The sequence below is a fragment of the Streptomyces sp. CB01580 genome (assembly GCF_001905795.1).
Lineage (GTDB): Bacteria > Actinomycetota > Actinomycetes > Streptomycetales > Streptomycetaceae > Streptomyces.
In genome coordinates, this window is record NZ_LIXJ01000013.1 from 143,566 (window position 1) to 167,652 (window position 24,087).

Sequence of the window (24,087 nt, forward strand, 5' to 3'; positions counted from 1 at the left end):
GGGATTCCCTTCCTCGGGGCACATCATGACGGGTCCGTGGACCGGGCACCCGACCGGGGCGCTGACCTGGCACCATGACCGGCCCGTGGACCGGCGACATGGCCGGGCCCGCGGACCCGGCACCAGGACCGGTCCCGGGGTGAGGGACAATGAACGCTCTGCCAGGGCGGGTTGATCGCAGAGGGGACGCATGTCGGAGGCGGAGCAGGCACAAGAGCCCCAACGGGACAAGGACGGACGTCTTCTCGCGGGGCGGTACCGGCTCGGGGCGGTGCTCGGTCGGGGCGGTATGGGCACGGTCTGGCGTGCCGTCGACGAGACGCTGGGGCGTACGGTCGCGGTCAAGGAACTGCGGTTTCCCTCGGCCATCGACGAGGACGAGAAGCGCCGTCTGATCACGCGCACGCTGCGCGAGGCCAAGGCGATCGCCAGGATCCGCAACAACGGCGCGGTGACGGTCTACGACGTGGTCGACGAGGACGACCGGCCGTGGATCGTGATGGAGCTGATCGAGGGCAAGTCCCTCGCCGAGGCCATCCGCGAGGACGGCGTACTGACTCCGAGGCGCGCCGCCGAGGTCGGCCTCGCGATCCTCGACGTGCTGCGCTCGGCGCACCGCGAGGGCATCCTGCACCGCGACGTGAAGCCGTCCAACGTACTGATCGCCGAGGACGGCCGGGTCGTGCTGACCGACTTCGGCATCGCTCAGGTCGAGGGCGACCCGTCCGTCACCTCGACCGGCATGCTCGTCGGCGCGCCCTCGTACATCTCGCCGGAGCGCGCGCGGGGGCACAAGCCGGGACCGCCCGCAGACCTGTGGTCGCTCGGTGGCCTGCTGTACGCGAGCGTCGAGGGGACCCCGCCGTACGACAAGGGGTCGGCCATCGCCACCCTGACCGCGGTGATGACCGCGCCGCTCGACCCGCCGAAGAACGCCGGTCCGCTCAAGGAGGTCATCTACGGCCTGCTGGCCAAGGACCCCGACCAGCGGCTCGACGACGCGGGGGCGCGCGCCCTGCTCGACGACGTGATCCACGCACCCGAGAAGCCGGAACCGGTGGTGCCGCCGCCCGCCGAGGCCACCCGGACCATGGCGCTGCCCGGGAAGTCCGCCGAGGGCGGCGGCCGGTCGGCAACGAAGTCCGGTGAGCCGGGCGAGGGCACCCGCGACCGGCTGCGGGGCGCCCTGCGTTCCGTGCGGGGCGCGAAAGCGGCACCGGCCGCCGCCGCGACCCCGGCCACCGCCCCGCCCACGCCCTCGGTGCCGCCGCCCGCCGCTCCGGCGAACGGCGCCCGGCCGTCCGCGAAGCCCGCCGCGTCCCCCTCGCGGGCGGCGGGAGCGGCGAAGAGGGCGGGCGTGGCAGGAGGCGCGGCCACCGCCGCCGTACCGCCGCAGCGCCAGGCCACGTCCCCGGCCGCCCCGCCCCGCGCGTCCCTCACGGACGTGGTGCCGCGCCGCACCCTGGCCATCATCGCGGCCGTGATCGTGCTCGCCGTCGCCGCCACGGTCCTCGCGCTCACGCTCGGCAACGGCGACGACAAGAAGGACGCGAGCGCCGGCAACGGCAAGAACGACAAAGTCACCTCGGCCGGGGCCTCCGGCAGTTCCCCGGACGCCGACAGCGGCGACGGCGCCAAGCCCGCGGACGGCGGCGCCCCGGACCAGGACAAGGGCGCGGGCCAGGACAAGGGCCAGGGCGACGGCCCGGACACGGGGACGGATGGTTCGAAGGACGACAAGCCGGACGACGCGCTGCCCGACGGCTACAAGGCCGTCGCCAACAAGAAGTTCCACTTCTCCATCGCGATGCCCGAGGACTTCCGGTTCGACCGTACGGCCGGCAGCAACTCAGGTGCCATCTACAACACCGACGGCGGATTCCCGCGCCTCCAGGTCGACTACACCGATTCGCCCGGCGGTGACGCGGCGGCGGCCTGGAACGCCGCGAAGAACGGTGTCGCGGCCACCAGCAAGGGCTACCGCCACCTGGGCGTGAAGAAGGTCGACTACAACGGCTATCCGACGGTCGCCGACTGGGAGTTCGAGCGCGTCCAGCAGGGCGAGCGGGTCCGTGTGCTCAACCGGGGATTCAAGGTCGACGCGAAGCACGGTTACGCGATCATGATCAGTTGTCCGGCGGGCGAATGGGACGACGAGGAGTGCCGGAACCTGCGCGACACCGCGCTCGGCACCTTCGAGCCCACCGACTGACCCGCGGGCGGGGGAGCGCCGGGATGTGCCGCCCCCGGCGCGGTGCTGTCACGCGCCACGTATCGTGAGAGCCTGAGACCGTACACGATGGGACGGTCGGTCAACCGCACGCCGAGCGCACGTGGTTGACGTGTGCGAGTGGTCTTCATGGCCGGGGGTAGGCACGCTCTGGGGAGGCGTCGTGAACGACTACACGGGTCGGGTGCTCGCCGACCGCTACCGCCTTCCGCTGCCTCCGTCCGACGAGTACGAATTGGTCGAGACCCGGGCGTTCGACACCTACAGCGGGCAGGAGGTGCTGATCCGTCAGGTGCCGCTGCCCGAGGTGGTGGACGCCGAGGTGATCGACGCCGAGGGCCCGGTGCCCTCGTTCCGGCAGGTCACCGGGCGGGCCGTGCGGCGTCCCCAGGACCCGGCGGTGCGGCGGGCCGTCGAGGCGGCGCAGGCGGCGGCCCGGATCCCCGACCACCCCAGACTCGACCAGGTCTTCGACGTGTTCACGGAGGCCGGATCGCTCTGGATCGTGAGCGAGTTCGTCGCGGCCCGCCCGCTCGCGGCGCTGCTCGCGGAGCGTCCGCTCGACCCGTTCCGCGCCGCCGAGATCGGCTCCGACGTGCTGACCGCGCTGCGGGTGCTGCACGCCCATGGCTGGACCCATCGCAACATCACCGTCCGCACGGTGCTGATCTGCGACGACGGACGCGTCGTACTGACCGGCCTGGCTGCCGGGGCGGCGGAGGAGGCGCTCTGCGGGTACGTGTCGACGCCCCGGCCGGACGACGAGGAGGAACTCTCCTACGGCCGCCCGGCGGGCGGGACGGATCCGGCCGGGGTGTTCGCCCCGCCCCGGCCGTCCCTGCCGCCGCCCCCGGCGGAGCCGCCGGCCTCGCCCGGACCGGTGTCCGTCGAGAAGGGCCGGACGGCCGGTGACGCCGACGACGCGTACGAGGACGCGGACGACGAGGCCCACGAGGCCGATGGTGACCACGACACGTACGCGTACGCAGACGGCGACGCGCACGGGGATCGGGACGGCGACGACGCCGGGCGCGGAGACGCGTTCCGGCGCGACGCGTGGAGCGGTGCGGCCGGTGAGCCGGAGGCCGTGGGGCGGCCGGTGGGCCCCGAGCTCCCGGCGCCCGCGCCCGGGGAGGACGGCACCGAGCGGTCGCGGGCAGAGCGCGCCGGGGCCGTCGCCGCCCACCGCGAGGGGGCCCGCGCCGCCGCCCGGATCAGCGAGGAGCGACACGGCGCCGGTACGGGGGAGTCCTCCGGTGACGCGGAGGACACGGCTCCGCTCCCCGTCCGACGTCCCGCCCGGCCGGACGACCACCCGGACACCGCGGACCCGTACGCCGACGGTCCGTACAGCCGCGGCGCATACGCCAACGCCCTGTACGCCGAGGACCCGCACGCCAAGGCCTCGTACGGCGACGCGTACGGCGACGAGGCCGACGGCTACGACGACCACGACGGCACCGGTCACGACGACGGGGACGAGGACGGACTGCTGCCCCCCGCCCGCCGGATGCACCTCGCCGGCATTTGGAGCGACGGCCCGGAGCACGGCCGCCCCGTCCCCGCCGGAGGCACCGGCGAGTCCGCCGCGCCCCCGGACACCCGGGGCCCGGTCCCGGCGCTCCCGGCACACCGCTCGGGGCAGGAGCACCACCCCGGCCACTGGGACGACCTCGTGACGAGCGGGCATGGCGAAGACACCTCGTACCGGGGCCCCGGCACCCCGCTCGCCGCCGAACGCGCCCGGCAGGCCCGCATCGCCGTCGTCGGCGCGGTCACCGAGCGCTGGGCGCCCGAACAGGGCGGGCCCATACACGAGAACTGGCGGCTGGCCCCGCCGATCGGCCCCGCCACCGACCTCTGGGCGCTCGGCGCGCTGCTCTACCGCGCCGTCCAGGGCCACGCCCCGTACCCCGAGGAGAACGCCGCCGAACTGGTCCAGATGGTGTGCGGGGAACCGCCCGCCTTCGCCGAGGAGTGCGGTCCGCTGCGCCCCGTCGTGGAGTCGCTGCTGCGCCAGGACCCCACCGACCGGCCGGACGTCGAGGAACTGAGCGGCTGGCTGCGTTCCCTCGTGCGGTCCGCGCCCGAACCCGAGGCCGGTCTGGACGTCGTGCCGCTGCCGTCCGCCGATGCCGCCCGGCTCCCCGTCGTGCGCCGCCGCGGCGAACTGGTCCGCAGGCGCCGCTTCGGCCGGGGCGCGGCCCACGGCCGCCACCGGCACACCCGCGAACGGCCTGAGCGCACCGGGCCGCCCCGCGAGGAGCAGGTCCCCCGGCCGGAGAAGGCGCCCCGGACGGCCCGGGCGCCGCGCGAACCCAAGGGCCCCAAGGCGCTGCGCACCCCGCCGCCCGGTTCACCGTACGGCGAGGCACGCTCGCCGAGGCGGCTCGGACGGCTCCTCCTGGTGCTGATCCTGCTGGCCCTGGCCGCCGCCGTCGGATACGCCGTGCTGTTCATGCCCAAGACGGACGACAGGAACGGCGCCGAACCCGGCACCGGCGGCCCGGACACGTCGGCGTCCGGCGCGCCGCGGGGCGGCACGGAGCCATCGGGCGACCAGTCCTCCGCGCGGCCCGGCGGCGCCCAGCAGCCCCAGACCACCCGCTCCGCCGTGGCCCTCGCCGCCGGATACGTCCTGCGCGAGGACCCGGAGGGCTTCGAGGTCGGCGTCCTCAAGAGCTGGCGGCGCACCCCCGCCAACGCGGACCGTCAGATCCGTTACGAGGGCGACGGTTTCACCCTGCTCGTCGTTCCCGGGCGCGACTCGGCCGAGACCGAAGGCGCCGACCCCCTGGCGTACCAGGCGGACAAGGAACGGGAGTTGCGGCCGTTCCGCGAGTCCGGCTGGTCGGGATCGAGCGGGCTGCGCCGGATCGACGTCGGCCGGCAGACCATGGCCGAGGGCCAGTTCACCTGGCAGGACGCGAACGGCCGTGAGGTGTACGCCCGTAATCTCGCGATGATCGTCGACGGCCGGTACCACGTGGTCCAGGTCATCGGCCCGGAGAACCGGCGCGACGAGGTCTCGGACATCTACCAACAGGCCGTCGGCTCCTACCGGGTGACGCGCTGAGCCCTTCCGGTCCGCCGCGCGGCAGAAGGCGGAGCGAGCGACAAGCATCACAGTGCGGTCACCACGGGGATGCGAGGTTCCGTGGCCGAGAGCCCCTCCGTAATCTGGCCTCCGAGGGAACGGGGCGGGGATCACGTGGAACGAGCACAGGGTACGGACGCGGGACTGGTGCTGGCCGGGAGATACCGGCTGGGCGAGGTCCTCGGGCGCGGCGGCATGGGCAAGGTCTGGCGCGCCCACGACGAGGTTCTGCACCGCACGGTCGCGGTCAAGGAACTGACGGCCGGACAGTACGTCGCCGAGGCGGACCGGATCGTCCTGCACGCGCGCACGCAGAAGGAGGCCCGCGCCGCCGCCCGGATCACCCACCCGGGCGTGGTCACCGTCCATGACGTGATCGAGTACGACAACCGGCCGTGGATCGTCATGCAGTACGTCGACGGGCCTTCGCTCGCCGACGCGGCCAAGAAGACCGGCGAGATCGAGCCGCGCGAGGCCGCCCGCATCGGCCTGCACGTGCTGGGCGCCCTGCGCGCGGCACACGCCGCGGGGGTCCTGCACCGGGATGTGAAGCCCGGCAACGTACTCCTCGCCGCCGACGGCCGGGTGCTGCTCACCGACTTCGGGATCGCGGCCATCGAGGGCGACTCGACCATCACCAGGACCGGTGAACTCGTCGGCTCCATCGACTACCTGGCGCCGGAGCGGGTACGGGGCGGCGATCCGGGCCCGGCCTCCGACCTGTGGTCGCTCGGCGCCACGCTCTACACCGCGGTCGAGGGCCGCTCGCCGTTCCGGCGCACGTCCCCGATCTCCACCATGCAGGCCGTCGTCACCGAGGAACCGCCGCCGCCCGGGCGCGCGGGCCCGCTCGGCCCCGTGATCACCGCGCTGCTCCGCAAGGAGCCCGAGGACCGGCCGTCGGCGGCGGAGACGGAACGGATGCTGCTCGACGCCATGGAGGGCCGCGAGCCCCAGGCGGCACAGGCGTACGTGCCGACGCAGCGCGTCCCCGACGAGGTCCTGCGCGCGCTCGGCCCGGCCACCGCCTCCGGCCCGGCCACGGCGCTCGACCCGGGCGCCGCGCCCGGCGAGACGGGGGCGGCCGGCACGGCCCAACTGCCGCCCCCTCCCGGTGGGTCCGCCGCAGGCCCGGTGAACGGCCCGCCATCGGCCCCGGTGACCCGGCGCAGCCGGGGCCGGTGGCGTACGGCGGTGCTGGTCGTCGTCGCCGCCGCGCTGATCGGCGGCGGCGCGGGACTCGTCGCGATGAGGTACGCGGACCGGGGCGACGACACCACGGCCCGGCAGGGCGGTACGGGCAGGCACGCACCCGGTACCCCCACCGAACCGGCGAACAGCCCCTCGGAGAAGCCCGATCCCTCGCGCAAGAGGACGGGGGCCAAGGAGATACCCGACGGCTGGCACCGGGTGGACGACCCCGAGGGCTTCAGCCTGACCGTGCCGGACGGCTGGGAGCGCCGGGCGGACGGCAATCAGATCGACTACACCCCGGACAACGGCTTGCACTACATCCGGATCAGCGTCGACCCGGAGCCCGACTACGAGAACTCGTACATGCACATGCTGAACCTGGAGAAGCAGCTCTCCGAACGGCTCCCCGGGTACGAGCGCGTGACCCTGCACTCCAACATCTACCGGGACCGGCCCGGCTCGCTCTGGGAGTTCACCTGGACGGAGACGAAGAACCATCCGGGGCCGCGCCACGCGATCGACCAGATGTACTTCGGGGAGACGGGCGGCCCTGAGTACGCGCTGTACATGACGGGACCGGCAGAGGACTGGGACACGACCCGGGCGCAGTTCGACACGATCCTGCGCGGCTGGCGCGCGCCCGACGAGTCCGACTGACGGCTGCCGGGCGACCGACTGACGGATGGTCGGCCGACGGCCGTCGCACGGCTTTGGACCGGGCTCCGGGTTGGGTCTCCTGGTGGTGAAGGGGGCCTGATCAGGGGCTTTGTTGCCAGTGATCACTGGCGTCTTTGTGGGGTGTGTGAAAACCTGTTACCCGCGGGTACCCAAAGTGGTCGGGTGGACGTACTCTCGGCCTCATGACGGACTCGCAGGCCCCCCAGCCCACCCCCGCGGCCCCGGCCGACGGCACTTCCGCGACCCCGGTCGGCACCAACCCCGTGGCCGCAGCCCCGGCGGGCGTGCGCACCGCCGCCGACGTGGTGACGCCCGACCTGGTCGCCCGGCTGACCCGTGACGTGGCAGGCTCCGGCCGCACCGCCAACCACACCCCCTTCACCGGGGAGAAGCTGGCCGATCTGCCCGAGTCCACGCCCGAGGACGTGGCGGGCGCCTTCGAGCGGGCCCGTGCCGCCCAGCCCGCCTGGGCCGCTACCCCCGTCCGCGCCCGTGCTGCCGTCCTGCTCCGCTTCCACGACCTCGTCCTCAGCCGCCAGGCCGAGGTCCTCGACCTCATCCAGCTGGAGACCGGCAAGGCCAGGCTGCACGCCCACGAGGAGGTGCAGGCCGTCGCCGTCGCGGCCCGGCACTACGGGCGCCGGGCCGGCGCGTACCTGCGGCCGAAGCGGCACACCGGGGTCGTGCCGACCCTCACGAAGGTGACCGAACTGCGCCAGCCGCGCGGTGTCGTCGGCCAGATCGCGCCGTGGAACTACCCGCTCGAACTGTCCGTCGGGGACGCCCTGCCCGCGTTCGTCTCCGGCAACGCCGTCGTGATGAAGCCCGACACGGAGACCGCGCTCACCGCCCTGTGGGCCCGGGACCTGCTGATCGAGGCCGGGCTGCCCGCCGAGGTCTTCCAGGTCGTCCTCGGCGACGGGCCGGTCGTCGGCCCGGAGGTCGTCAAGCACGCCGACTACGTCTCGTTCACCGGTTCCACCCGCACCGGCCGCGAGGTCGCGCAGGGCGCGGCGGCCCGGCTGGTCGGGGTCTCGCTGGAGCTCGGCGGGAAGAACGCGATGCTGGTGCTGGAGGACGCCGACGTGGAGAAGGCCGCCGCGGGCGCCGTCCGTGCCTGCTTCTCCTCGGCGGGTCAGCTCTGCATCTCCATCGAGCGGCTGTACGTCCACGAGTCGGTCGCCGACGACTTCGTGGCCCGGTTCGCCGCCCGCACGAAGGCGATGCGACTCGGCAGCGCCCTCGCCTACGGTGCCGACATGGGCTCCCTGGTGAGCGAACGCCAGCTGGAGACCGTGACCCGGCACGTCGCCGAGGCCGTCGAGAAGGGCGCCACGGTCGTCGCGGGCGGCGTCGCCCGCCCCGACATCGGCCCGCTGTTCCACGAGCCGACCATCCTCGACGGCGTCGAGGCGCCGATGGCGGTCTGCTCCGAGGAGACCTTCGGACCGGTGGTGTCCCTCTACCGCTTCCGTGACGAGGACGAGGCCGTGGCCCTCGCCAACGCCACGCCGTACGGCCTGAACTCGAGCGTCTGGACCAGGAACTCCGCGCGCGGCCACCGGGTCGCCGCCCGGCTGCGGACCGGCACGGTCAACATCAACGAGGGGTACGCCCCCGCGTACGGCAGCGTGCAGTCGCCGATGGGCGGCATGAAGGACTCCGGTCTCGGCCGGCGGCACGGCTCCGAGGGCATCCTCAAGTACACCGAGGCACAGACCGTCGCCCAGCAGCGGCTGATCCCGCTCGCGCCCTCGTTCGGCATGGACGACGCGGGTTACGCGGCGTTCATGACGCGCAGCCTGAAGGCGATGAAGGCGTTCCGCCTGCGCTGACGGCCTCCGTACCGCCCCGCTTTCCGCCCTTTCCGTACCGAGCCTTTCCGTACCGAGCCTTTTCGCACTGAGCCTTTTCGTACCGAGGAGAGCCATGCCCGAGGACAGCCCTGCCCGGAACCGGACCGCTTCCCGGAACGCGACCGCCTCTTTGGAAGGGGCCGTGCTCGGGGAAGGGACCGACGACGACGCCGCGTACGACTACGACGTGCTCGTCGTCGGTTCGGGCTTCGGCGGGGCGGTGTCGGCCCTCCGGCTGACGGAGAAGGGGTATCGCGTCGGGGTCCTGGAAGCGGGCCGCCGCTTCACCCGGGGCACCCTCCCCAAGAACTCCTGGGACCTCAAGAACTATCTGTGGGCCCCGGCCCTCGGCCTCTACGGAATCCAGCGCGTGCACCTGCTCGGCAACGTGATGGTGCTGGCCGGCGCGGGCGTCGGCGGCGGTTCGCTCAACTACGCCAACACCCTGTACGTGCCGCCGACGGCGTTCTTCGAGGACCGCCAGTGGGCGTCCATCACCGACTGGCAGGACGAGCTGAAGCCGTACTACGACCAGGCCAGGCGGATGCTCGGGGTCCGGCTCAACCCGACGACGACCCCCTCCGACGTCCATCTGAAGGCGGCGGCGCAGGCCATGGGCGTCGGCGACACCTTCCACCTCGCCCCGGTCGGCGTGTTCTTCGGCGACGGCGAGGACTCCGACGGCACGGCGCGGGCGGAGCCCGGCGGCACGGTCGCCGACCCGTACTTCGGCGGCGCGGGCCCCGCCCGCCGGGCCTGCATCGAGTGCGGCGAATGCATGACGGGCTGCCGCCACGGCGCGAAGAACACTCTCGAAGAGAACTACCTCCACCTCGCCGAGAAGGCCGGGGCCGTCATCCACCCGATGACCACCGTCGTCGCGATCAGCGACCATCCGGAGGGCGGCCACCGCGTCCTCACCGTCCCCACCGACCGCCGCCGCAAGGCGAAGCCCACCCGGCTGCGCGCCCGCCAGGTGGTCGTGGCGGCCGGCACGTACGGGACCCAGACCCTGCTGCACACCATGAAGGACCGGGGGCTGCTGCCCCGGATCCCGGACCGGCTCGGCGAGCTGACCCGTACCAACTCCGAGGCGATCGTCGGCTCGCAGACCACCGACCGGCGCTACCGCAGGAAGCACGGTGCCGCGCGCGCCGACTTCACCCGCGGCGTCGCGATCACCTCGTCGGTCCACCCCGACGAGAACACCCACATCGAGCCGGTCCGCTACGGCAGGGGCTCCAACGCGATGGGCGCGCTGTCCATCCTCCAGGTGCCCTACGGCGGCCAGGCGCCGCACGGTGGCCGCCGGGTGCTGGGCTGGCTCGCCAACGTCGCCCGGCACCCCGCCCTCGCCGTCCGCTCGCTGTCCAACCGCCGCTGGTCGGAGCGGACCATCATCGGGCTCGTCATGCAGTCGCTGGACAACTCCCTGACGACGTACCGCAAGCCGGGAGGCATCGGAAAGGGGCTGCTCACCGCGCGGCAGGGGCACGGCGCCCCCAACCCGACGCAGATCGAGGAGGCCACGCGCGGCGCCACGCTGCTCGCCGAGGAGATCGACGGCTTCGCCGGCTCGAACGTCGGCGAGCTGATGGGCATGCCGCTCACCGCGCACTTCCTCGGAGGTTGCCCGATCGGCGCGAGCGCCGAGGACGGGGTCATCGACCCGTACCACCGCCTCTACGGGCACCCCGGCATATCGGTGGTCGACGGTGCCGCGGTCTCCGCGAACCTCGGGGTCAACCCGTCGCTCACCATCACGGCACAGGCGGAACGCGCGATGTCTTTCTGGCCCAACAAGGGCGAGGAGGACCCGCGCCCGGCGCAGGGCGGGACGTACGAACGGCTGGCCCCGGTCGAGCCCCGGTCGCCCGCCGTGCCGAAGGACGCCTTCGGCGCGCTCAGGCTGCCCTTCCTCGGCATGCCGACGGTCCCGCCGAAGAAGAAGCCGTGAGCGCTGTGAGCGCCGTGAGCGCTGCATGCGTCGTGCGCGTGGTGACCACCGTGAGCGTGGTGAGCGTGGTGAGCGTGACGAGTACGGCGCGATGAACACGGTGCGTAGCAAGTGCGCCGCGACTGCTGTGGCGCATGCGACCTTTGGGGCGGAAGCAGCAGAAGAGGCCGAAAGGGCTGCACCCCCCTCCCGGCGCAGCCCTCCCACGCACCTCACGCCCTCACCGGGCGTGACCGGTCGTGCGCATGGTTGACCTGCGGTTCGCCGCAATGGTTGCCCGGAGACTCACAGAACCCGTATGTGACGCCTCTCACGTAGGCCCGGCCCGTCACATCGCTCCGACCCGTCGCTCGTGCCCGGCCCGTCGCATCGGTGTGGAGAGGGCATGAGCGAGGGCCCCGCCGTGCCGGACACCGGCCGACGGGGCCCTTCGCGCATCGATACCGGGTCGGTGCCCGGGAGCCGGGGCCGTACGGGCCCTTGCGGTACGCACCGTTCCCGACCGGACACGGTCGGCTCCGGGCGTCCCCGGAGCCGACCGCGTGGGTGACCGGACTGCTGTCCCCTGCCGACCGGTCACGCACGCCGGGTCGTGGTCCCACGGCGTACCTGCAGTACGCCTCACGTCCCGGCGGAGCCACGCGTGGTTTCCTTCCAGAGCCGCCCCTGGCTGGCACGGACACCGGGACCAACGAAGCCGTCGCGGACCCGGTCACGCGCCGTACGGGTGAGAGCGGGACCGAACTGGGATACGCCCCGCACCCCCGGGCGGCAGGGCCGTCAGACCCGGCCGCGGCACAGCTCCAGCAGTGTCATGGCGAGGGAGGTGCCGGGCTTGCCGAGCGCGTCCCGGTACTGGCCGAGGATCTCCATCTCGCGGGAGAGGTTGACGCGACGGCCGCCGGATGTGATCCGCGCCTCCTGGATGACGGCCGAGACGGCCATCCGTTCCTGGACGAGGCCGATGATCCGGTCGTCGAGGGTGTCGATCCGGGACCGTGCCTGGGCGATCAGTGCGGCGGCCTCCTGGGTGCGCGCGCCGGTCCTCTCCTCGGGGCTCTGCGGGTCCGTGACGCTCCTCGCGTCCGTGTCGGCCGGGGCGGTGGCGGCGGGGGCGGTGCTGGTCATGGTGGGGACTCCTCGTGGGGTGCGGGTGCGCTCCCCGGAGCCGACCGGTCCGGAAACGCCGAGGCGCCCCGGGCCTTTCGGCCCGGGGCGCCTGGAACGTTGCTCGTCAGTGGATCAAGCAGCACGACCATGGCAGCCGGCGGGCCGGATGCCATAGGTAAAGACGAAGGTCGTGTGCTGATGCATGAGGCCCAGTATGGACCGCCCGCGCGGTCTGTCCAAGCGTGACCGGATGCTGAGACCCGTCCGTTCGGCCTCCGCCCTGCGACCGGATCCTCCCGTACGCACGCGACGCCCGGTCCCGCACGTGCGGGACCGGTACGGCGCCCGCCCCCTCCGCCCGTAGTCGGGAGGGCGGCCTCGCCCCTGGGACGGCGGGCCCGGCCCATGGGGACGACGGCCGACTCCGCACCCCCGGTAGAATCGACAGCACCGACCCCCTTTTCACCGTTCACCGCCGGAAGGCCGCCCCCGTGCCAGCAGCACCCTCCGCCGCTCCCGACAGCGCGACCGACGTGGTTCTCGTTGTCGACTTCGGCGCCCAGTACGCCCAGCTCATCGCCCGTCGTGTCCGCGAGGCCCGGGTCTACAGCGAGATCGTCCCGTCCACGATGCCGGTGGCCGAGATGCTGGCCAAGAACCCCCGGGCGATCATCCTGTCCGGCGGCCCCTCGTCGGTGTACGCGGAAGGCGCGCCCACGCTCGACCGTTCGCTGTTCGAGGCCGGGGTGCCGGTCTTCGGCATGTGCTACGGCTTCCAGCTGATGGCGACCATGCTCGGCGGCACCGTCGACGACAACGGCGCCCGCGAGTACGGCCGCACCCCGCTCACCGTCACCAAGAACGGCTCCACACTGTTCGAGGGCACGCCCGCCGAGCAGTCGGTCTGGATGTCGCACGGCGACGCCTGCTCCGCCGCCCCCGAGGGCTTCACCGTCACCGCGTCCACGGACGTGGTCCCGGTCGCCGCCTTCGAGAACGACGAGAAGAAGCTCTACGGCGTCCAGTACCACCCCGAGGTCATGCACTCCACGCACGGCCAGCAGGTTCTGGAGCACTTCCTCTACCGCGGCGCCGGCATCGAGCCGACCTGGACCACGAGCAACGTGGTCGAGGAGCAGATCGCCGTGATCCGCCAGCAGGTCGGCAGCAAGCGCGCCATCTGCGCCCTGTCCGGCGGGGTGGACTCCGCGGTCGCCGCCGCCCTCGTGCAGAAGGCCATCGGCTCCCAGCTGACCTGCGTGTACGTCGACCACGGTCTGATGCGCAAGGGCGAGACCGAGCAGGTCGAGAAGGACTTCGTCGCCGCCACCGGCGTCCAGCTGAAGGTCGTCGACGCCTCGGAGCGGTTCCTGAGCGCGCTGGCCGGGGTCTCCGACCCCGAGCAGAAGCGGAAGATCATCGGCCGCGAGTTCATCCGCGTCTTCGAGCAGGCGCAGGCCGAGATCGTCGCCGAGGGCGCCGCCGACGGCGAGGACGTCGCGTTCCTCGTCCAGGGCACGCTCTACCCGGACGTCGTCGAGTCCGGCGGCGGCACCGGCACCGCCAACATCAAGTCCCACCACAACGTCGGCGGTCTCCCCGAGGACATCGAGTTCCAGCTCGTCGAGCCGCTGCGCAAGCTGTTCAAGGACGAGGTCCGGATGGTCGGACAGGAGCTCGGCCTGCCCGAGGAGATCGTCCAGCGCCAGCCGTTCCCCGGCCCCGGGCTCGGCATCCGGATCGTCGGCGAGGTCACCCGGGAGCGGCTCGACCTGCTCCGCGAGGCCGACGCCATCGCCCGCGAGGAGCTGACGGAGGCCGGCCTGGACCGCGAGATCTGGCAGTGCCCGGTGGTCCTGCTCGCCGACGTCCGCTCCGTCGGCGTCCAGGGCGACGGCCGCACCTACGGCCACCCGATCGTGCTGCGCCCGGTCTCCTCCGAGGACGCCATGACCGCCGACTGGTCGCGCCTCCCGTACGAGACCCTCGCCAAGATCTCGACCCGCATCACCAACGAGGTGGCCGATGTCAACCGGGTCGTGCTCGACGTGACGAGCAAGCCGCCGGGCACCATCGAGTGGGAGTGACCCCCGTGCGCCCAGCGCCCGGGAGCACACCCTCACCAGGGTCAACGCCGATGCCGTCGCTCATTCGTTTGGGCGGCGGCATCGCCGTTCGTGCTGGGTACGCTGGCTGAGGAGACGAGACTCTGCCCCATGGGAGCAATCATGAGCGCCGCACCCGACCCCAGGCTTGAGAAGCAGCGGTACCGGTGGCCCGTTCCGCCCGAGGGCGGGTGGACGGCGGACGACCTCGACCGGCTTCCGGACCTGCCGCCTCACACCGAGCTGATCGACGGGAGTCTCGTCTTCATGAGTCCGCAGCGTAAGTTCCACACCCGCACGATGTGGCTGCTGGAGCAGGCTCTGCTCGCGCATCTGCCGAGCGACCTGGACGTCGACCGCGAGATGACCATCCGAATCGACGAGAGAAACCGTCCGGAGCCCGACATGCTGGTCTACAGGGCGGAGGCGGACACCGGCGCGGACCAGATCTGGTACGCGCCCGAGGACGTCGTCCTGGCCGTCGAAGTGGTGTCGCCCGACTCGCAGGACCGTGACCGCGATGTCAAGCCGCGCAAGTACGCCGCGGCCGGGATCGCTCATTTCTGGCGGGTGGAGGCGGATGTCGACGGCCTGCCGATCGTGTACGTCTACGAACTCGACCCGGCTCGGCAGGCGTACACCCCGACGGGCATCTACCACAACGAGCTGAAGCTGGACGTTCCTTACCTGATCGAGGCGGACCTCACCCGGATCTACCACCGCGGCCGGTGAATGCCGCTCCGAACATGGTCGGCTCCCCGGCACCCCTGGCCACTTGTCGCGACCAGCGGTAGCTTCCGCCTCCCCACGTCCTGGGAGCCGAGGAGGCGTCATGCCCGAGCCCACGCCCGAGCACATGCCGGAGCCCACACCCGTACCCGTGGACCGGCTCCACTTCGCGATGCCGCCCGTCCACGAGTCGGTGCGGGAGGAGCGTGCCCACCGCAAGGAGCGGCTGGCCGGGGCGCTCCGGCTGTTCGGTGAGTACGGGTACGAGGACGGTGTCTCGGGCCATCTCACCGCGCGCGACCCGGAGTTCGCCGACTGCTTCTGGGTCAATCCCTTCGGGGTTCCTTTCGACGGGATCACCGCGGACGAGCTGATCCTGGTGAACGGGGACGGCCAGGTCGTCGAGGGACAGCACCACGTCAACCAGGCCGCGTTCGCCGTCCACGCGCAGGTGCACCGGGCCCGCCCCGACATCGTCGCCGTCGCGCACACCCACTCCGTGCACGGGCGGGCCCTGTCCGCGCTCGGTGAGCTCGTCGAACCGATCACCCAGGAGGCCTGCGCCTTCTACGAGGACCACGCTCTCTACGACGCGTACACCGGGGTCGTCGTCGACGCGGTGGAGGGGCGCCGGATCGCGGCGGCGCTCGGCGGGCGCAAGGCGATCGTGCTGCGCAACCACGGACTGCTGACCGTCGGCGGCACGGTGGACGCCGCCGCGTGGTGGTTCATCTCCCTGGAACGCTGCTGCCAGGTGCAGTTGGCCGCGCGCGCCGCCGGGAAGCCGGTGCCGATCGGCCACCGGGACGCCGTCGCCACCCGGGAGCACCTGGGCGGCGACCTGGCGGCCTGGGCCAACTACCAGCCGCTCTGGCGCCGGATCAGCCGTGCTTCCTGACGCGTCGACGAGTCGCAGTTTCCAGTGACATCGGGCGACTTCTGACAGCCGGATCGCTCGCACATTCTTGCGATGTGTGCCGGTGCGTCTCCCCGATGCGGCCCGAGGCCCTTTTGTGCGGCACAATTCGCAGCAATAACAGTCGAGTTGGCTGGACCGTGGCTGGATCGGGGCTGGAAAGGGCGGCGTTCTCCGTGGCGTTGGACGAGGCGAGGGTGAGCGGCACGCACGGCGGCGGCTGTACGTGCGGCGGCTGCCCGCACGGGGCGCGCGAGGGCCATCGGCGCGCGGTGGCGGCCTTCCTGACCAAACGGGAAGAATTCGCCGCGGGGCAGGGGGTGCCGCCGGGGGTCGCACAGTCCGTCTCCGCGACCCGGCAGTGGGTGTCGGACGAGCTGACCCAGTCGGCCAGGACCGTCGCCGAACGGGGCCGGGAGGCGGGGGACGCCTGGCTGTACCGGGTATGGCGGCGCACCCTGATCGCGGTGTGGGGAGGTGTGGCCGTGCTGGTCGTCGCCGAGACCGCCACCGCCATCGGCGCGGGCTGGAGCAACGCCCGTACGGCCGGTCTGATCGCCGGACTGGTCACCGCGGGCCTGCTGACCGGCGCCGCCCACGTCCACCGGGCCCGCGGCGGTCTGCTCGCCCCGGTGATAGGGGAGGACAACCGGCTCTCCACCTCCCGGGCGGTCGCGGCGTCCTGGGTGCTGCTCGCCGTGTTCTCCGTGCTCGTGCTGGCGCTCCAGCTGGCCGGCGCCTCCGACCATGCCGAGCGCGACGCGCTGATCGAGGGACTGGACCTGGCCAGGGGCGCCGGGGTGGTGACCGTGCTGGCGCTGGTGTGCGCCGTCGCCGTGGTCGTGCGCCGGGTGGTGGGCGTACGGGCCCTCTCCGGGCGGCTCCAGAAGCTGCGGGCCGAGCGGCCGCGCGCCGCCGATCTGCTCACCGACGACTCGGGGCGGGGCAGCTTCACGGACGTGCAGTACGTGCTGGTGAGCACCGTCGCGGTGCTGTTCGCCGCGATCCGGCTGGCCCGCAGGCCCGAGCAGCTGCCCGACCTGCCCTGGGGGCTCGCGCTGCTGGTCGCCGTCTCGGCGGTCGCGTACTTCGCCGGGAAGTACACGGAGGGCGGGCGCCCGGTGGTCCTCTCGGTGGTCCGGTCCCGGGAGGCCGGGGACCTGGACGCGCCGATCCGTACCGGTGACGACATCGAGATCCGGGGCGCCGGATTCGTGCCGCCCGGCGCCGGGACCCCGGACCGGCTGGCGGGCATGGTCGTGCGGATCGGCCGGGTCCATGTGCACGTACCGCTCGTCCCGGTCACCGGCGGCTTCGCCAACCCGACGGACGGCGTGCTCACCGTTCCGGTACCGGTGGACGTGGAGCCGGGCCGGGTGGAGGTGCAGGTCGTGACCGCCGCCGGAGTGGAGACGAACCCGGTGGAGATCGAGGTGACGGACTGACCGTCGGTCGCCCGGCCGACGGGCCCCGCGCTGCCGGGGCCTCCCGCTGACGGCGCTTCATACCGATGGCCGTCCCGCCGACGGATCTTCCGGCCGGACGGCCCATCGGGAGGAGCGCCGTGTTGCCCCTTCTACGTATCGTCTGATGACCGGATTACGGAAGGATGGGCAGTCACATGCAAGGTTTGCAGGAAATGCCGGGTCTGCGCGGTTATGGAGTGACGGTGGGCAGTCCGGGCGGGGCTCGGGGGCTCAAGGAACTCGCACGGGAGCACGCACTGCTGCCGCTGCGGATCTTCCTCGGCGTCACCTTCGTCTACGCCGGGATCGACAAGCTGATGACCGACGGTTTCTTCCGCGCGAGCGGCCCGGGCTCCATCGGCGAGATGATGCGCGGGGTGCGCGACTCGTCCGCGATCCCGGCCCTCGTCGACCTCGCGCTGAAGAACCCCGGGGCCTTCGGATACGCCATCGCCTTCGGCGAGATCGCCGTCGGGATCGGCACCCTCATCGGACTGTGGGCACGGCTCGCCGCGCTCGGCGGGGCACTGATCTCGCTCAGCCTGTGGCTGACCGTCAGCTGGCAGGTCAAGCCGTACTACTTCGGCAACGACCTGATCTATCTCATGGCCTGGCTGCCGCTGCTGCTCGCCGGGGCCGCGGCGTTCTCCGTGGACGCCCTCCGCGCGTCACGACGGCGACGGATCACATAGTTCACCCAGGTCACGGTGGTGGCCAGCCAGAGGCCGCCGAAGAACAGCGGGAAGAAGAAGACCCACGGGGCGTCCCAGGCACCCGCCGCGTCCCCCGCGTAGCCCGCCGCCAGGGCGAGCATCACCAGGCCCGCCACCGCCCGGCCCGGACGGATCTCATGAAGCAGCACGGGTGACCTCCACCTGTCCGACACCGATCTCCAGAGTGAGCTCGACCGTACCCGCGGGCTTGCTCCCCGGGGCCGGCGGCAGCGTCCTGTGCTCGTTGCGCGACGGCCTGACATCCACGTCGCCCGGAGGCCCGGACGGTGCCTCCCCCGTGCGGTCGACGGGCAGCGTGATGTCGCCGAAACCCGCCCGGGCGTTCAGCCTCACCGTCACCGCCTTCGGCACGACGACGACCAGACGGCCCGCACCGACCCTTGCCGCCGTCGCGACGGTGTCGCCCTCGGGAACGCTGATCCCGGTGAGGTCCAGTCGCGCCTGCCCGGTGCCCAGCGCGTACTCCGACCGGACCGCCGCCGCCGTGGCGGGCCGCCAGCCCTCGTGCATCCACTGCGTGGTGATGTCCTTCGGCAGCGCGGACGCGCCCGCCAGCAGCACCGCTGTGATCATCGCCAGCATGACCGTGCCGAACCCGGTCCGGCCGAGGAACGAGCTGACCAGCATCCCGAGCCCGAACACCGCGAGCGCCCCTGCCAGACCGAACTGCAGGCTCGTGCCGAGCGGCTGCGACTCCCAGGTCAGTCCCGTGCCGAGCCCGCCCGCGATCAGCGCCAGCAGGAAGACGAGACCACCGATGGAGACCGGGCCCATGGTGCCGGGCTCCCGCCGGGGCGCGCAGTACGGATCCCGCGGTGCCGAACCCGGCGCGCGCGGGGGGCGCCCGCCGGGCGACGCGTCGGCCGGACCCCACAGATACCCGTGCGCCACCGGCCCCGTCGTGCCGTCCTTGACGATCGGATCCCGCCACCACGACGGACTGCCCGGCGACGGCGGCGCCTTCACCTCGGGCGGCGCGTCCGCCACCGCCTGCGCGGTCGCCGGGTGCGACGGATCCCGGGGCGCCACCGCCTTGCGGTTCTGCGTCCAGACGGCGAAGCCGACGACCGCCAGCGACAGCATCGCGGAGAACGCCAGCGTGCCGCCGTTGCCCAGCATGGAGAGGAACAGCCCGCACCCGATCAACGCGAGCAGCACCGCGATCAGCGACGCGCCCTCGACACGGCCGGACAGCAGCCTGCGCGCCTCGTTCTCCTCCTCGCCGTCCAGCGGGATCAGCAGCCAGGCGAAGCCGTAGAAGATCAGCCCGATGCCCCCCGCGACGGACAGCACCCCGAGCACGATCCGGAAGATCACCGGATCGACGTCGCAGTACCGGCCGAGCCCGCCGCAGACTCCGGCCACGGCTTTCTGGCGCGGGCTGCGCCGCAGTTGCGGTCGCGGTTCGGAGGGCGGCGCGACACCGGGGGAGGTGTCCTGGGGAACGGTCATGGCTCCATGGTGACGGGCCGGGCGCGCGTCCGGGACCCGCCCCCACCCTGGCCGATCCCTGATATTCGCCGACGGAACCCCTGGGGGAGGTCCGCCGCCGACGGCCCGGGGCGCACGGCCGGGGCGCACGGCCGGGGCGGCGCGACAGGCTCTCAGGGTGGAGTCCGGGACGGACCCTGATGCCGCGTCCCTTCCGGGCATGTGACCATCGGGTCATGCAAGCCGCCACGCCCCGGGCCATGAGCTCCGTCAGGACCGAGCCGGAGGAGCCGCCGTCACGCAAGCTGTACCGCAGCGCCGACGGGCGACTGCTCGGCGGCGTCGCACGCGGCCTCGCCGGACACCTCGGGCTGCCCGTCGCCTGGGTGCGCTTCGTCTTCGTCGGCCTGTTCTTCGCCGAGGGGCTCGGCGCGCTGCTCTATGCCGTGTTCTGGATCGTCGTCCCGCTCGGTGTCGGTGGAGTGGAGGCCCCGCGCCCCCTCTTCGAGACCGGACCGGACGGCAGACGCAGGCTCCGCAAACCCGACAGGGGACAGGTCTTCGCCCTCATCGCGCTGATCATCGGCGCGATGATCTTCGTCAGCAACGTCGACATGGGTGGCGGGGCCGACCGCTACATCTGGCCCGCGCTGCTGATCGGTGCCGGTTCCGTGCTGGTGTGGCGGCAGGCCGACAACGCCCGCCGCGCCCGCTGGATGGAGACCGGCAACCGCCGCCGGGTTCTGCACCTGGCCCGGGGGCTCGCCGGGGTCGCCCTGGTCGGCCTGGGCCTGGCCGTCTTCATGGTGGTACGCGGCTCCGCCGCCCAGCTCGGCAACGTCCTGACCGCCGCGATCGCCGTCCTCACCGGCATAGCGCTGCTGGCCGGCCCGTACCTCGTGCGCATGACCCAGGACCTCTCCGAGGAGCGCACCATGCGCATCAGGGCCCAGGAACGCGCCGAGGTCGCCGCACACGTCCACGACTCGGTGCTGCACACCCTCACCCTGATCCAGCGCAACGCCGAGGAAGCGGGCGAGGTCCGCCGGCTGGCCCGCGCCCAGGAACGCGAACTGCGCAACTGGCTCTACAACCCCGAGGGCACCGGCAAGGAGGAGGACGACGAACCCGAGACCCTCGCCGAGGCGGTCAAGCGCGCCGCCGCCGAGGTCGAGGACAAGCACGGCGTCCCGCTGGAGGTCGTGGTCGTCGGGGACTGCCCGCTGGACGAGAGGCTGGGGGCGCAGATGCAGGCCGCGCGCGAGGCGATGGTCAACGCCGCCAAGTACGGTGGCGAGGGCGGTGCCGTGCAGGTCTACGCGGAGGTCGAGGGCCGTACGGTCTTCGTTTCGGTGCGCGACCGGGGGCCGGGATTCGACCTGGACTCCGTACCGGGGGACAGAATGGGCGTACGAGAGTCGATCATCGGCCGGATGCAGCGCAACGGGGGCACGGCGCGACTGCGTTCGGTGCCCGGCGGGGGCACGGAGGTCGAGCTGGAGATGGAGAGGGCGAGCGATGACGGAGACCACTGAGACGGCCGGGAGCCAGGGGCCGGCCCGCCGGGTGCGGGTCGTGCTCGTCGACGACCACCGGATGTTCCGCACCGGTGTCCAGGCCGAGATCGGCCGCACCGAGGAGACCGGCGTCGAGGTGGTCGGCGAGGCCGCCGACGTCGACCAGGCGGTCACGGTCATCACGGCGACCCGCCCCGAGGTCGTCCTCCTCGACGTGCACCTGCCGGGCGGCGGTGGCGTCGAGGTGCTGCGCCGCTGCGCCCCGCTGATGGGGGCCGTCGACAATCCGGTGCGGTTCCTGGCGCTGTCCGTCTCGGACGCCGCCGAGGACGTCATCGGCGTCATCCGCGGCGGCGCCCGTGGCTACGTCACCAAGACGATCACCGGCACCGACCTGATCAACTCGGTCTTCCGGGTCCAGGAGGGCGACGCGGTGTTCTCGCCCCGGCTGGCCGGCTTCGTCCTCGACGCGTTCGCCTCCACGGACGCGCCGCCGGTCGACGAGGACCTGGACCGGCTGACGCAGCGCGAGCGCGAGGTGCTGCGGCTGATCGCCCGCGGCTACGCGTACAAGGAGATCGCCAAGCAGCTGTTCATCTCGGTGAAGACGGTCGAGTCGCACGTCTCGGCGGTGCTGCGCAAGCTCCAGCTGTCGAACCGTCACGAACTGACCCGCTGGGCGACGGCCCGGCGGCTGGTCTGACCCGGCCGGCCCGGGACGACCGGAACACCCGGTCCGACCGCTCCGGAACGCCGGCCCCGGGGCGCCCGGACCGGCCGCCCCGACGCCCGGCCGGTGCGGTGCGTCCCGGAGCGCCCGGCCGGGGCGCGTCGCACCCGTGGCCCGGACCGTTCCGTTCTTCCGCGCCGCGGTGACTCAGCCGTCCGCCCCGTCGTGGGCGAGCGGGACGGCGGGTTCGTCGGGCGCCGCGTCCGGTCCGGCGAGCGAGATGTTCAACTTCTCGCCGACCCTGCGGTAGCCGATGCTCGCGTAGATCCGTTCCACGTCCGCGTCGGCGGGCTCCAGCCACACCACCCGGCAGCCGCGCTCGAAGGCCGTCGCCGTCAGGTGCGCGCAGAGCGCGGCGCCGATGCCGCGGCGGCGGAACGGGGCGGCGACCGCGACCCCGGCCAGTTCGCCGAGACCGTCGACCGGGGCCGAGCAGCCGCCCGCACCCACCGGTACCCCGTCGAGCACGGCGAGCGCGGCGGCCCCGCCGCCCTCGGCCGCCGTGCGCAGCCACGCCGCCTCGCCGCCCTCGGGCTCCCCGGTCCCGCCGTAGCCGTGGTGCTGGACCAGGGCGGCGGCGTCGAACTCCGCGTCGGTGACCGGCTCCGCGATCACGAGGGCGTCCACCGGTTTCGGCGGCAGCAGCCCGTCCGGGGCACAGGCCAGGACCGGGGCGCGGTTCTCGACGGTGAAGCCGGCGGCGAGCAGGGCCGGTTCGACTGCCGGAGCCCAGCCGGGCAGGAACTCCAGCCGGGGCAGCCGCCCGCGCTCGCGGAACGCCGTGACCAGGGCATCGACCTCCGCCGCCGTCGGCTCGGCGTCCCGGTCGGGAATCGCGTAATTGGCGTACTTGAGCGACCAGTCCGGGTTGTACCGCACGGTGAAGGGCCCGACCCGCAGATGGTCGGGGGAGCGCAGCGCGAGCGTACGGGCATGGGTCTGGACGTCGACGTCCATGGTCATGTGCGGGTGTCCTTCGGCCGGTTGATCCGGTGACGTCCCGGTGCGTACGGCCCGGTGGCGGGCCGACCGGGAAGCGTGATCGGATGGGGGAGCCTACGCCACCCGGGTCGCCCCGGCGAAGGGCATCTGGTCGACCGGGGCGACCCGGACCGGGGCTCCCGGGCGCGGGGCGTGGATCATGCGGCCGTTGCCGATGTACAGCCCGACGTGGCTGACGCCCGGGTAGAAGAACACCAGGTCGCCCGGGGCCAGTTCGGAGCGCGGCACCCGTTGCCCCGCGTTGATCTGGGTGTACGTGGTGCGGGGCAGCGAGACTCCGGCGGCGCGCCAGGCGGCCTGGGTGAGCCCGGAGCAGTCGAACGAGGACGGGCCGGTCGCGCCCCAGACGTACGGCTTGCCGAGAGCCCCGTACGCGAACGCCACGGCCTCGGCGGCGCGGGCGTTCGGCGCCAGGACCGGGCCGCGCGTCAGGTCGCGGCCGGCGCGGGCCCCGGACCGCGCACCGTCCGCGTACGCGGCGCGGTCGGCCGGGGACAGGGAGGCCAGGAGCCGCCGCGCCTCGGCCAGCTTGCTCCGGATCGTCGCCCGGTGCTTCCTCAGCTCGGCCCGGCGCGCCTCCAGGTCCGCCAGCTTCTTCCCGGCCTCCGAGCGCAGCTGGGCGATCCGGGCGACCTGCCGCTCCACCGCGTCGACCTCGACGGCCCTGCGGTCGGCGATCCGGTCCACGTACGAGGCGCGTTCCAGGTACTGGTCGGGGTCGGACGAGAGGGCCAGCTGCACGGACGGGTTCAGCACCCCACTGCGGTACTGCGCGGTGGCGAGCGAGCCCAGTGCGTTGCGCGCGGTGTTGAGCCGGTCGGTGCGGCGGGCGGACTCGTCGCGCAGGGCGTCGACGTCCTCGGCGGCGGCCCTCGTCCGTTCCTTCGCGCCGTTGTACTTCTCGGTGGCGACCTCCGCGTCGCGGTAGAGCCGGTCCACCTCGGCCTCGACCCGGGCGGGGGTCCGCCGGGGGTCGGCGTGCGCCGTGCCCGGCAGAGCGGCAGCGGTCGCGGCCCCGGCGAAGGCGAGGGCGGCCGCGGTGCGGGCAGCAGTGCCGGTGTACGGGCGCTGCTTGGGTTTCCGATGCGCTGCCACGGGGGCGTGCGTCCTTCCTGGCGACTGCCCGCCGGGGACTACCGGCGGGTCCGCCCGAGGCCCGGAGGCGGGGCACCGGTACGGGAGCGGTCCGCCGCCGGAGCACTCGGCGGGGCGACCGGCGCTTTGTCCGGATGCGGAGCGGGGTGTGGCCGGTCACCTGGTCAGGGACGCTAATCCGAGGGCACGGGAAAGAGTTGTAATGACGCTTATTGTCCGAATTTGGCGCGCCGCTGTCGT

At 73.0% G+C, this 24,087-nt stretch carries 17 protein-coding genes; 12 read left to right on the forward strand and 5 right to left on the reverse strand.

What is annotated here, in order from left to right:
• Window positions 1-190 precede the first annotated feature (190 nt).
• From AMK22_RS20265 to AMK22_RS20285, 5 genes are all read left to right on the forward strand, one after another.
• Entirely contained in the window at window positions 191-2,212 is a 2,022-nt protein-coding gene (locus AMK22_RS20265; protein WP_073786913.1) for a serine/threonine-protein kinase, read from the forward strand.
• Window positions 2,213-2,393: 181 nt separating this feature from the next.
• Entirely contained in the window at window positions 2,394-5,306 is a 2,913-nt protein-coding gene (locus AMK22_RS20270; protein ID WP_073786915.1) for a protein kinase, read from the forward strand.
• Window positions 5,307-5,441: 135 nt separating this feature from the next.
• The gene (locus AMK22_RS20275; protein ID WP_073786917.1) at window positions 5,442-7,178 is read left to right on the forward strand and encodes a serine/threonine-protein kinase; all 1,737 of its coding nucleotides are present in this window, start codon (window positions 5,442-5,444) and stop codon (window positions 7,176-7,178) included.
• Between the two features lie 203 nt (window positions 7,179-7,381).
• Window positions 7,382-9,034, forward strand: coding sequence for a succinic semialdehyde dehydrogenase (locus AMK22_RS20280; RefSeq protein WP_073786919.1), 1,653 nt, complete (start codon window positions 7,382-7,384; stop codon window positions 9,032-9,034).
• A gap of 94 nt (window positions 9,035-9,128) precedes the next feature.
• Complete coding sequence (locus AMK22_RS20285; protein WP_073786921.1) at window positions 9,129-11,012, forward strand: GMC family oxidoreductase; 1,884 nt, start codon at window positions 9,129-9,131, stop codon at window positions 11,010-11,012.
• 780 nt (window positions 11,013-11,792) lie between these two features.
• Here the strand turns inward: AMK22_RS20285 and AMK22_RS20290 are convergent.
• Entirely contained in the window at window positions 11,793-12,140 is a 348-nt protein-coding gene (locus AMK22_RS20290) for a chorismate mutase (protein ID WP_073786923.1), read from the reverse strand.
• Between the two features lie 473 nt (window positions 12,141-12,613).
• Here AMK22_RS20290 and guaA point away from each other — a divergent pair, with 473 nt between their 5' ends.
• From guaA to AMK22_RS20315, 5 genes are all read left to right on the forward strand, one after another.
• Entirely contained in the window at window positions 12,614-14,209 is a 1,596-nt protein-coding gene (gene guaA / locus AMK22_RS20295) for a glutamine-hydrolyzing GMP synthase (RefSeq protein WP_073786925.1), read from the forward strand.
• 141 nt (window positions 14,210-14,350) lie between these two features.
• Window positions 14,351-14,959 (forward strand): Uma2 family endonuclease, encoded by a 609-nt coding sequence (locus AMK22_RS20300; protein WP_073786927.1) that lies wholly within the window; start codon window positions 14,351-14,353, stop codon window positions 14,957-14,959.
• Window positions 14,960-15,059: 100 nt separating this feature from the next.
• Window positions 15,060-15,854, forward strand: a complete 795-nt coding sequence (locus tag AMK22_RS20305; protein ID WP_073786928.1) for a class II aldolase/adducin family protein — start codon at window positions 15,060-15,062, stop codon at window positions 15,852-15,854.
• A gap of 194 nt (window positions 15,855-16,048) precedes the next feature.
• Window positions 16,049-17,317, forward strand: coding sequence for a hypothetical protein (locus AMK22_RS20310; RefSeq protein WP_073786930.1), 1,269 nt, complete (start codon window positions 16,049-16,051; stop codon window positions 17,315-17,317).
• A 194-nt stretch (window positions 17,318-17,511) separates the two neighbouring features.
• Window positions 17,512-18,030 carry a DoxX family protein gene (locus AMK22_RS20315; protein WP_073786932.1) on the forward strand — a complete coding sequence of 173 codons (519 nt, stop codon included), beginning with the start codon at window positions 17,512-17,514 and terminating at the stop codon, window positions 18,028-18,030.
• Here AMK22_RS20315 and AMK22_RS20320 read toward each other — a convergent pair.
• The gene (locus AMK22_RS20320) at window positions 17,937-18,200 is read right to left on the reverse strand and encodes a hypothetical protein (RefSeq protein WP_079186291.1); all 264 of its coding nucleotides are present in this window, start codon (window positions 18,198-18,200) and stop codon (window positions 17,937-17,939) included. The genes AMK22_RS20315 and AMK22_RS20320 overlap by 94 nt on opposite strands.
• Entirely contained in the window at window positions 18,187-19,524 is a 1,338-nt protein-coding gene (locus tag AMK22_RS20325) for a PspC domain-containing protein (RefSeq protein WP_073786935.1), read from the reverse strand. Before AMK22_RS20325 ends, AMK22_RS20320 begins: the two co-directional genes overlap by 14 nt.
• Before the next feature lie 215 nt (window positions 19,525-19,739).
• On the opposite strand from AMK22_RS20325, the gene AMK22_RS20330 reads away from it, so the two are divergent.
• Window positions 19,740-21,038 (forward strand): ATP-binding protein, encoded by a 1,299-nt coding sequence (locus AMK22_RS20330; protein WP_073786937.1) that lies wholly within the window; start codon window positions 19,740-19,742, stop codon window positions 21,036-21,038.
• Window positions 21,022-21,723 (forward strand): LuxR C-terminal-related transcriptional regulator, encoded by a 702-nt coding sequence (locus tag AMK22_RS20335; protein WP_073786939.1) that lies wholly within the window; start codon window positions 21,022-21,024, stop codon window positions 21,721-21,723. Before AMK22_RS20330 ends, AMK22_RS20335 begins: the two co-directional genes overlap by 17 nt.
• 174 nt (window positions 21,724-21,897) lie before the next feature.
• Here the strand turns inward: AMK22_RS20335 and AMK22_RS20340 are convergent, their stop codons facing one another.
• Window positions 21,898-22,713 (reverse strand): GNAT family N-acetyltransferase, encoded by an 816-nt coding sequence (locus AMK22_RS20340; protein WP_079186292.1) that lies wholly within the window; start codon window positions 22,711-22,713, stop codon window positions 21,898-21,900.
• Window positions 22,714-22,806: 93 nt separating this feature from the next.
• The gene (locus tag AMK22_RS20345; protein WP_073786940.1) at window positions 22,807-23,847 is read right to left on the reverse strand and encodes a C40 family peptidase; all 1,041 of its coding nucleotides are present in this window, start codon (window positions 23,845-23,847) and stop codon (window positions 22,807-22,809) included.
• Window positions 23,848-24,087: the final 240 nt, after the last annotated feature.